11 protein-coding genes are annotated in these 8,133 nt (G+C 69.0%); 6 read left to right on the plus strand and 5 right to left on the minus strand.

What is annotated here, in order from left to right:
* Positions 1-7 precede the first annotated feature (7 nt).
* From F0U47_RS11355 to F0U47_RS11365, 3 genes are all read left to right on the plus strand, one after another.
* Positions 8-781: a glycoside hydrolase family 25 protein gene (locus F0U47_RS11355; protein ID WP_188111283.1), complete on the plus strand. Its 774-nt coding sequence runs from the start codon at positions 8-10 to the stop codon at positions 779-781.
* 41 nt (positions 782-822) lie between these two features.
* Positions 823-1,164 carry a thioredoxin gene (gene trxA, locus F0U47_RS11360; RefSeq protein WP_149750479.1) on the plus strand — a complete coding sequence of 114 codons (342 nt, stop codon included), beginning with the start codon at positions 823-825 and terminating at the stop codon, positions 1,162-1,164.
* 124 nt (positions 1,165-1,288) lie between these two features.
* Positions 1,289-1,540 carry an SHOCT domain-containing protein gene (locus tag F0U47_RS11365; RefSeq protein WP_149750480.1) on the plus strand — a complete coding sequence of 84 codons (252 nt, stop codon included), beginning with the start codon at positions 1,289-1,291 and terminating at the stop codon, positions 1,538-1,540.
* 19 nt (positions 1,541-1,559) lie between these two features.
* On the opposite strand, the gene F0U47_RS11370 is transcribed toward F0U47_RS11365, so the two are convergent.
* On the minus strand, positions 1,560-2,375 hold the full coding sequence (locus F0U47_RS11370) for a phosphotransferase family protein (RefSeq protein ID WP_149750481.1): 816 nt from the start codon (positions 2,373-2,375) through the stop codon (positions 1,560-1,562).
* 62 nt (positions 2,376-2,437) lie between these two features.
* Between F0U47_RS11370 and F0U47_RS11375 the strand changes: the two genes are divergently transcribed.
* Positions 2,438-3,181 (plus strand): SDR family NAD(P)-dependent oxidoreductase, encoded by a 744-nt coding sequence (locus F0U47_RS11375; protein WP_149750482.1) that lies wholly within the window; start codon positions 2,438-2,440, stop codon positions 3,179-3,181.
* Positions 3,182-3,206: 25 nt separating this feature from the next.
* Here the strand turns inward: F0U47_RS11375 and F0U47_RS11380 are convergent, their stop codons facing one another.
* Positions 3,207-3,524 carry a 4a-hydroxytetrahydrobiopterin dehydratase gene (locus F0U47_RS11380; RefSeq protein ID WP_149750483.1) on the minus strand — a complete coding sequence of 106 codons (318 nt, stop codon included), beginning with the start codon at positions 3,522-3,524 and terminating at the stop codon, positions 3,207-3,209.
* Between the two features lie 2 nt (positions 3,525-3,526).
* Positions 3,527-4,108 carry a mycothiol transferase gene (locus F0U47_RS11385; protein WP_149750484.1) on the minus strand — a complete coding sequence of 194 codons (582 nt, stop codon included), beginning with the start codon at positions 4,106-4,108 and terminating at the stop codon, positions 3,527-3,529.
* Between the two features lie 116 nt (positions 4,109-4,224).
* On the opposite strand from F0U47_RS11385, the gene F0U47_RS21155 reads away from it, so the two are divergent.
* On the plus strand, positions 4,225-4,392 hold the full coding sequence (locus F0U47_RS21155) for a hypothetical protein (protein WP_188111284.1): 168 nt from the start codon (positions 4,225-4,227) through the stop codon (positions 4,390-4,392).
* A gap of 195 nt (positions 4,393-4,587) precedes the next feature.
* Complete coding sequence (mraY, locus tag F0U47_RS11390) at positions 4,588-5,673, plus strand: phospho-N-acetylmuramoyl-pentapeptide-transferase (RefSeq protein ID WP_149750485.1); 1,086 nt, start codon at positions 4,588-4,590, stop codon at positions 5,671-5,673.
* 188 nt (positions 5,674-5,861) lie between these two features.
* Here mraY and F0U47_RS11395 read toward each other — a convergent pair whose 3' ends face one another.
* Together F0U47_RS11395 and F0U47_RS11400 are read right to left on the minus strand one after the other, a co-directional pair.
* Positions 5,862-7,319 carry a hypothetical protein gene (locus tag F0U47_RS11395; protein WP_188111285.1) on the minus strand — a complete coding sequence of 486 codons (1,458 nt, stop codon included), beginning with the start codon at positions 7,317-7,319 and terminating at the stop codon, positions 5,862-5,864.
* A gap of 357 nt (positions 7,320-7,676) precedes the next feature.
* Positions 7,677-8,133 (minus strand): immunity protein CdiI family protein (locus tag F0U47_RS11400; protein ID WP_223162728.1); only part of this gene is annotated, 457 nt, incomplete at its 5' end.

Consider the following 8,133-nt stretch of genomic DNA (forward strand, 5'->3'; position numbering starts at 1 on the left):
TGGCGGCGTGCGTCGACGACTCGCGCTCCTCGCCGCAGCCCTGCTCGTGGCGGCCGGCTGCAGCGGCGAGGACGACAACCCGAAGACGCCGCTCCAGAGCCCCCTGTCGACACACACGTCGAGCGAGCCACCGGCACCGTCGCCGTCGACCACCCGGCCGAGCACGATCCCGGGCCCCGAGAAGGAGCGGGTGCGGCGCCTCGGCATCGACGCCTCGCACCACCAGGGGCCGATCGACTGGGACGCGGTCGCCAACGACGGCATCTCGTTCGCCTATCTCAAGGCGACGGAGGGTACGACGTACACCGACCCGACCTTCGCCGACCACCGGGCGCGGGCGCACGACCACGGGCTCGACGGCGGCGGCTACCACTACTTCCAGCTGTGCTCGCCGGGCGTCGAGCAGGCCGAGCACTTCGTGTCGGTCCTCGGTGACGTCCGCTCCGGCAACCACCTGCCGCCGGCGGTCGACCTGGAGATCGCGGGGAGCTGCAGCATCCCGCCGCCGCGCCAGGTCCTGCTCGCCGAGGTGCGCGCCTTCCTCCGGCACGTCGCGGACGCCGCCGGGCGGGAGCCGGTCGTCTACCTCTACCCCGACTTCGAGGAGCGGTTCGGGTTCGCCGCCGAGCTCGACGACTACCGGCAGTGGGTGCGCAGCCTCAACGGGCGCCCCACCCGTCCCTTCTGGATCTGGCAGCAGACGGACAGCGGCTCGGTCGACGGGATCGAGGGGCCGGTCGACGTCAACGTGATGTGGCGGCACGAGATCATTCCCCGCTGACCTTCCGGAATAAGGCCGTCTCGTGCGACCGTTGAACCGCCATGTCCACGATCGACCTGACCTCCGCCGACTTCGAGCAGACCGTGCTCGACAACGACATCGTGCTCGTGGACTTCTGGGCCTCCTGGTGCGGCCCGTGCCGGATGTTCGCCCCGATCTACGAGAAGGCCGCCGGCGACAACCCCGACCTGGTCTTCGCCTCGGTCAACACCGAGGAGGAGCAGGCGCTCTCCTCGGCCGCGCAGGTCACCTCGATCCCCACCCTGATGGCGTTCAAGAAGGGCCAGCTGGTCTTCCGGCAGGCCGGTGCGCTGCCCGCTCCCGCGCTTGACGAGCTGATCTCCGCCGTACGCGCGCTCGACGTCGAGGCCGCCTCGGACTGAGGGTCGGGGTCCGGCCGGGGTGGCGTACGCCCCTCGGCGTACGCCGATGACGCCTGCCGTCCGATGCGCGGTGGGCGTCCGCGGACGACGGTGGAGACATCCGATCCGATCCTGAGGAGGAACGATGTCCGACACCCTCACCACCCTCGTCCTGACCGCCGACCGGTGGGACGGCGACGGCCCACCGTGGCTGGTCTTCCCGCTGTTCTGGCTGCTCTTCATCGCAGCCGTCGTGGTAGCCGTGGTCTACCACCGGCGCCGCAACCGGCTCGCCCCGCGGCAGGCCGGCGAGGCGCGCCTCGCCGAGCTCTTCGCGACCGGGGAGATCAGCGAGGAGGAGTACCGCGCCCGCCGAGGTGTCCTGCGCGAGAAGTGACTGACCGGACCGGGGGTCCTCAGCTGAGGAGCGCGAGCAGGTGGATGGCCTGCGCCTCCGTGGTGCCCGACGGGTTGCGCCGGAAACCGCCGTTGCCCGGGAGCAGCATGGCCAGCCAGAAGGCGGCCCAGAGCGGGCGGTAGGCCCGCATCCGGTCGCGCTGGGCCGCGGTCAGCCCGACGGCATCGGCCAGCGCGGTGGCGTCGTACACGGAGGCCAGGCGGCCCGCGAGGTGCTCCACGTGGTCGGCGAGCTCGAACGCGGGGTCGGTGAGCCCACCGTCCTCGAAGTCGACCAGGCGGCAGGTGCTCCCGTCCCAGATCACGTTGGCCGGGTTGAGGTCGGCGATGCCGAGCGCGGTGAGCCCCTGCTCCGGCGCAGGTTCCCGGCTGGCCAGCCAGCGGTGCGCGGCGCGGACCGCGGCGGCGACGAGCGCCGGGTCCTGGCACTCGCTCAGGTCGGCCGAGCCGTCGAGCCAGCCGGCGACGGTCGCGGCCTGGGTCGACGGGCCGTACCGCCGCTCCGCGATCCCCGCTGCATGCAGGGCGGTGAGCGGCACGTCGTACATCCGGCGCAGCGCCGTCCCGAGGGCTGCCGTCTGAGCAGGTGACAGCGGCCGGTTGCCCAGCGGCTCCCCGGCGAGCCGCTCCATGACCACCACCGGGTGGCCGTCAAGGGTCTCGCGACGGATCGGGCGCGGGGCGAGCCCGGGCGCATGCTCGGCCAGCACGGTCAGGCACGCCCACTCCCGGTCGGGCTCGCCGTCGTCCCAGCTCACGAACCGCTTGCGCACCTCGGTGTCGGTGAACGTCAGGTCGTGGGTCTGGGTCTGCATCACGCCGACGGTAACGCGCCGCCGCGAAACCACCTCGAACTAGAACACGTTATCGTTCGGCCGTGGATCGGTTCACCGAGAAGGTCGTGCTCGTCACCGGCGGGTCATCGGGACTGGGGGCGGCGTGCGTCCGGCTCTTCGCCGCCCAGGGCGCGCAGGTCTTCGCGGTCGGGCGCGACGAGCCGCGGCTGGACGCCGTCGCTGCCGAGGCGCAGGGCCAGGTGACGACCCACGTCGCCGACCTGTCGGACCCGGTTGCCTGCGCAGGCGCGGTCGCGGCCTGCGTGGAGGAGCACGGCCGGCTCGATGTCGTGGTCAACAACGCCGGCCGGCACGACTTCCGGCTCAGCGCGGACGTCACCCCGCAGCAGTGGTCGCACGACCTCGCGGTCAACCTCGACAGCGTCTTCTTCACCAGCCAGGCCGCGCTCCCCCACCTGCTCGCGACCGACGGCAACATCGTCAACGTCGCGTCCGTCGCCGGGGTCCTCGGGGAGGCGTACTCCGCCGCCTACACCGCGGCCAAGCACGGCGTCGTCGGCCTGACCAAGGCGCTCGCGGTCGAGCACGCGCGCACAGGTGTGCGGATCAACTGCGTCTGTCCCGGCGGCATGGACACGCCCCAGGCCCACACCATCGACGTGCCGGACGGCGCCGACTGGGAGCTGATCATGCGCGTGGCCGCGCTCCGCGGCTTCATGTCAGCCGACCAGGTCGCCCAGGTCGTCGCGTTCGTCGCCTCCGACGAGGCGTCCGCGGTCCACGGCAGCATCCTCACCGTCGACCAGGGTCACACCGCCGGCTGATCCTCCGTGTCGGCGGCGCCGGCCCTCAGGCACCGTCCGGGTCCGCCTCGATGCCCAGCTCCGCGGCGGCGTCCGAGATCTCGCGCGCCAGCGCGACGTCGCGCTGGGTCAGCCCGTCGACCTCGTGGGTGGAGAGTCGCACCGTCACGCTGGGGTAGCGCAGGTCGACGTCGGGATGGTGGTCCGCAGCGGCGGCCAGCGCGCCGATCCGCGACACCAGGTCGACGCCCTTGTCGAAGGAGCCGGTCCGGAAGACGGTCCCGACCTGGCCGCTGTCCAGCACCCGCCAGTCGCCGACACCGTCGGCGGCCAGGAACTGCTCCCCGCTGATCACCTCGACCATGGTCACACCCCCGGCCAGGTCGGGTTGTGGGCCGGCGGATCCTCGCCGACCAGACCATCGATCGACTCGCGGAGGAGGTCGGCGTGGCCGGTGTGCCGGGCGTACTCCTCGATCATGTCGACGACCAGCCGGCGCAGGGTCGGCCGGCCGTCCGCGAACATCACGTCCGCCGGATGGTCGAGGCCGTCGGCCGCGAGCGCGCGTCGTACGGCGTCCCGCGAGCGCAGGACGGCCGACCTCCAGAGCGCGTAGAGCTGCTCCGCGGAGTCGTTCGCGGCGCTGGTCCACTCCCAGTCGGGCTGGAGCTCCCAGTCGACCTTGTCCCAGGGCGCCGGCAGTGGTCGACCGAGCAAGGCCTTGGTGAACACCTCGTCCTCGACCAGGGCGAGGTGCTTGAGGAGGCCACCGAGGGTCATCGAGGACGGCCCGAGCGTCAGCCCGAGCGCCTCGTCGTCCAGCTCGCCGGCCTTCCACGCGAACGTCGCCCGCTGGCGCTCCAGCGAGCCGAGCAGGGTCTCCACCTCGTCACCGGCCAGAGGTGGCTCCGGCCGGACGGTGGCGGTGGTGGCGTCGAGAGTGGTCATGTCCTCGACGTTAGGGGCGGGTCCGCGATGACGGGAGGGGTGACCGGCGAGTAGTTCGGACCCGCAACCTGGTCATTGAGGAGTGATGACCGACTCGCTCCGGGCGATCGCGGCTGATGAACGAGCAGGTTGGGTACCTCGGTCACATGAAGCTGGTGAGAGGTGCGGCAGCCCTGACCGCCGCCAAGATGGTCTACGACCAAGCCCGAAAGCCGGAGAACCAGGCGAAGCTGAAGTCAGCCGTCGCCAAGGCGAAGGAGTCGCGCCGGGGTCGACGGAAGTAGTCGATTCCACGCGGCGTTCTCGCTCCGGCGAGCGGGGCCGGCACGCCGGCTCGGAGGCGCGCCGGCCCGCGTCAGGTCGTGACGGTCCTGGTTACCCGCGCGGTTCCACGAGCCTGGGACGGTCGTGTCGCACAATGTGCGCGGGCGGCGCTTCTGCCCGCGGCGATCGACCTTCCGGAAGGCTGAGAGAACTCCATGCGGGCAGTCCTGCTGAGCAGCGGGCTGGCGGTGATCTGCTCCCTGCTCGGGACCCGACTAGCCATTGGATGGTTCACGAAACACGGCTTCGGCCAGCCGATCAGGGACGACGGCCCCACGACCCACCACATCAAACGGGGCACGCCGACCATGGGCGGGCTGGTGATCCTGCTGAGCGCCACGGCGGCCTACCTCGTCGCCACGATGCTGACCGGCGCCCGGCCCAGCGCCAGCGCCTGGCTCCTCGTTCTCCTGTTCGTCGGCTGCGGAGTCGTCGGGTTCCTCGACGACTTCATCAAGGTCTACACCCAGAACAACCAAGGGCTGACCAGCCGCGCCAAGATGGCCGGCCAGACGGTGGTCGCCCTCGGGTTCGGGATCCTGGCGACGCAATTCTTCGCCGATGAACGAGGCGTCAGACCCGCGTCGCAGTACATCTCCACCACTCACGACTGGGGGATCAAGCTGCCCCTCGTGGTGGTCCTGCTCGTGATCTGGTTCATCGTGACGGCGACCTCCAATGGTGCCAACCTCGCGGACGGCGCCGACGGCCTGCTTGCCGGCACCTCGGCCATGATCTTCGGCGCCTACACGATCGTGAACTTCTGGCAGAACAACCATCGATGCGGGTCCCTCACGCCCCCAGCGGTGGAGTCCCAGTGCTACGAAGCGCGCGACCCCCTCGACCTCGCGGTCTTCGCAGCAGCCATCGCCACCGCCTGCATCGGCTTCCTCTGGTGGAACGCCAAGCCGGCCCGGATCATCATGGGCGACGTCGGCGCGCTCGCCATCGGCGGTGCTCTCGCCGGCCTCGCGATCATGTCCAGGACCGAGCTTCTCATGGCCGTGATCGCGGGACTGTTCGTCCTCGAGACGTTGTCCGTGCTCCTGCAGATGAGCTACTTCAAGCTCACGAGACGGATCACGGGCACGGGGCGCCGCATCTTCCGAATCGCTCCCATCCACCACCACTTCGAACACCTGGGATGGGACGAGGTCACCGTGGTCATCCGCTTCTGGATCATCGCCGGCCTGTGCGTGGTCACCGGCCTCGGGATCTTCTACGCCGATTGGCTCAGCTGACCTGCCGGTTCCGCTCGCGCCGCTAACCGGACGTCCGCTACTCGGCACGATCGAACGCTCAGCGCGGCAGTAGCGTGCAGCTCCGCAGGGCGGGAGTAGCGTGCACAGCACTGGGTGGTAGGCGCGCAGTTTTCGTAGATGTCGTCGACCCTCAAGCCGGGCTTCTTCGGGTCGGCCTTGCCAGCACGCTACGCGCGTCGGGCATAAAGAAGGCCGAGCTGCGCTGTGATGCCGCCGGGAGACATCGTCCCGGCGTCGACGGGCCGGAGGTGCTCTACTCTCGCGTCGACCATGTCCTCGAACCTCTGGGGCGGGCCAATCGGATCGAATCCAGCGATCGCCAAAGCTTCTAGGGTGCGGTCCAGCAGCCGGTAGGTCTCGAAGGCAACTTTGTCCGCGAGTGCCTCGGAGTTCACGAAAATCCGGTCTTCAACAAAATGGATGCCCCATCCGCGGTATGCGGTCTGCTTTAGCGCGTCGGCCTTGGAGGAACTGAAGCGCGGCGCCGGCGCCGATAGGTCTGCGACCTGCCCGAACTCCGGGTCGATGAGGACAGTCGCACTGGTCAGCCCGGGACCGTGCACCATGTTCCGTAGATAGCCGAGAATCTCCAACACCGCGGCCGGCCGTCCTCGAGAGGCATACAGGTCTGCGATGCGGTCCGCGCCCGGGCCCTGCTTTCGCAGCTCGGCCAAGAGTTTGTCGGGTCTTTGCCACTTGGCCTCTCGAGCTGGAAGTTGGAGTTGAAAGGCGGCGTTGGTCAGGTGAGCAAGCTCGTCGAACGCGGCGAGACTGAAGATCAGCACACGGTCGATAGCGTCGATCTGCCTCAGCTCCGACCGATGGTCACGGTCTGTGCTTAGCGCCAGCGCCAGGTCATCGCGCGCGAGCAGGGTCTGGGTGACTCGGCCGCGAAATGCCAGGAGGTGATCGGGGCTCACGCCGCGCTGAAGTGTGGCGGCGATGGCTCGCTGAAGGTTCGGCAGCAGGTCGTCCGCTGCTTGTGTGTGAAAGAGCCGTTCGCTGGCCGTCTGGTGCGGCCCGATCGGGATGCGCTCTCCGGCCTGCCGTGCGAGCCTGCCCAGGATGGCCGCGCCCGCTGGCCAGTTTGCGATGAGCCCATCGTTTGTAGCCTGCGCCCGGCGTCCGGCGCCCGGGACACCTCGGCGGGCGCTGATGAGCAAGTCGGAAAACCCGCTAAGGCCTGTCCGGACCAGGGCCGCATGCACCTCTGCGTTGTTGGAGTAGAGCGCGCCCGGCGTCCAGACCTCCGAATGAGCCCAGAGGTTGTGCATCTGCTGATGTTCGTTCCTGAGAGTCCCGGCTACCACGTGGGTAACCACCGGTCGGGCGCCTGCGTCCTCGGGACCGGTTTCGATGATCTCTAGCCACCCCTGAGCGACCGACTTCTCCGGTCGGTGGCTGTTGGGGGTTACTCGTCGAGCCTCTGGTGGGGCGCCGTGGTCGGAGTACCGCCACACCTCAAACAGCTCGGATGTGACGAGAGCTTCCACAGCTCGCCGAACCGGATCGTTCTCCGCAGGGGGAGAATCCATGTCCAAGATCACGACGAGCGGGTCGTCGATCAGCGTGGGAGGGGCGAAGCGCTGTCGCCGGCCCGGCGATTCGGTGTCGAAGACGGACAACATCTCGAACTGAGGGCCAAGGGAGCGTGCGTAACCCACCGAGCGATCTAACCTCGTCCGTGCGCTCTTGTGGGGCATTTGTCCGTGCTGCGTTAGGACAGTTGCGGCCAATCGTGCCAACACTTGTCGCAGCCGGGTGCCTGACAGTGCATCCAGCCACCGCAGGTCGTGTCGGGCGGCCACAGCGTGTGCTCTGAGATGGGATGCGGACACCGATCGCACTCGGTGGGCGGAGCCCAGGAGGACGAAGTGTCGGTCATGGCCTCCACGCTACCCACGGCGCGAGCACGCAGGGCGGCAGTAGCGTGCAGCTGCCGCGAGCACGCAGGGCGGCAGTAGCGTGCGGCCGATGAAGGGCTAGGCGTGGTACCGAACCTCGTACCGGGTACCAACCTCGGCCTGTAACCGCTCTGCCAGTTCGCCCGCGCGTAGGTCCAGTTCCTTCTGGTCCGCCAACCAGTCTTCGTGCGGGCTGTGGTTGAAGGCATCCATGTCGTTCCGCCAGGACAGCAGGTCTGCGATCAAGGCTTCACTTAGACCTAGTGCTTGTTGAAGCCATGCCGGTTCGTCCGGCAGTAGTCCCTCGATACCCCACAAAGGACCAGCGCCCTCGTCCCACATGATCTCGAGCTTGCGGCCGTCGACGGTGTAGTCATCCTCGACATCAACCTTCTCGCCTCGTGGTACTGCAGACCAGTACGGGCCATCCGGGTAGTCGCCGAAGTACGGCGGCGGCGGTGCGTCACGGTCTTCCATGACGACAGTGGACCACGCCAGCGGCGAGCACGCCGAGCGGCAGTAGCGTGCAGCTGCC

Source organism: Nocardioides antri (assembly GCF_008373765.1).
GTDB classification, from domain to species: domain Bacteria; phylum Actinomycetota; class Actinomycetes; order Propionibacteriales; family Nocardioidaceae; genus Nocardioides; species Nocardioides antri.

What these genes read in the sequence shown, in the direction of transcription:
- trxA (WP_149750479.1), top strand. Translation starts at nt 823, where the DNA reads ATGTCCACGATCGACCTGACCTCCGCCGACTTCGAGCAGACCGTGCTC.
- F0U47_RS11365 (WP_149750480.1), top strand. Translation starts at nt 1,289, where the DNA reads ATGTCCGACACCCTCACCACCCTCGTCCTGACCGCCGACCGGTGGGAC.
- F0U47_RS11370 (WP_149750481.1), bottom strand. Translation starts at nt 2,375, where the DNA reads ATGCAGACCCAGACCCACGACCTGACGTTCACCGACACCGAGGTGCGC.
- F0U47_RS11380 (WP_149750483.1), bottom strand. Translation starts at nt 3,524, where the DNA reads ATGGTCGAGGTGATCAGCGGGGAGCAGTTCCTGGCCGCCGACGGTGTC.
- F0U47_RS11385 (WP_149750484.1), bottom strand. Translation starts at nt 4,108, where the DNA reads ATGACCACTCTCGACGCCACCACCGCCACCGTCCGGCCGGAGCCACCT.
- F0U47_RS21155 (WP_188111284.1), top strand. Translation starts at nt 4,225, where the DNA reads ATGAACGAGCAGGTTGGGTACCTCGGTCACATGAAGCTGGTGAGAGGT.
- mraY (WP_149750485.1), top strand. Translation starts at nt 4,588, where the DNA reads ATGCGGGCAGTCCTGCTGAGCAGCGGGCTGGCGGTGATCTGCTCCCTG.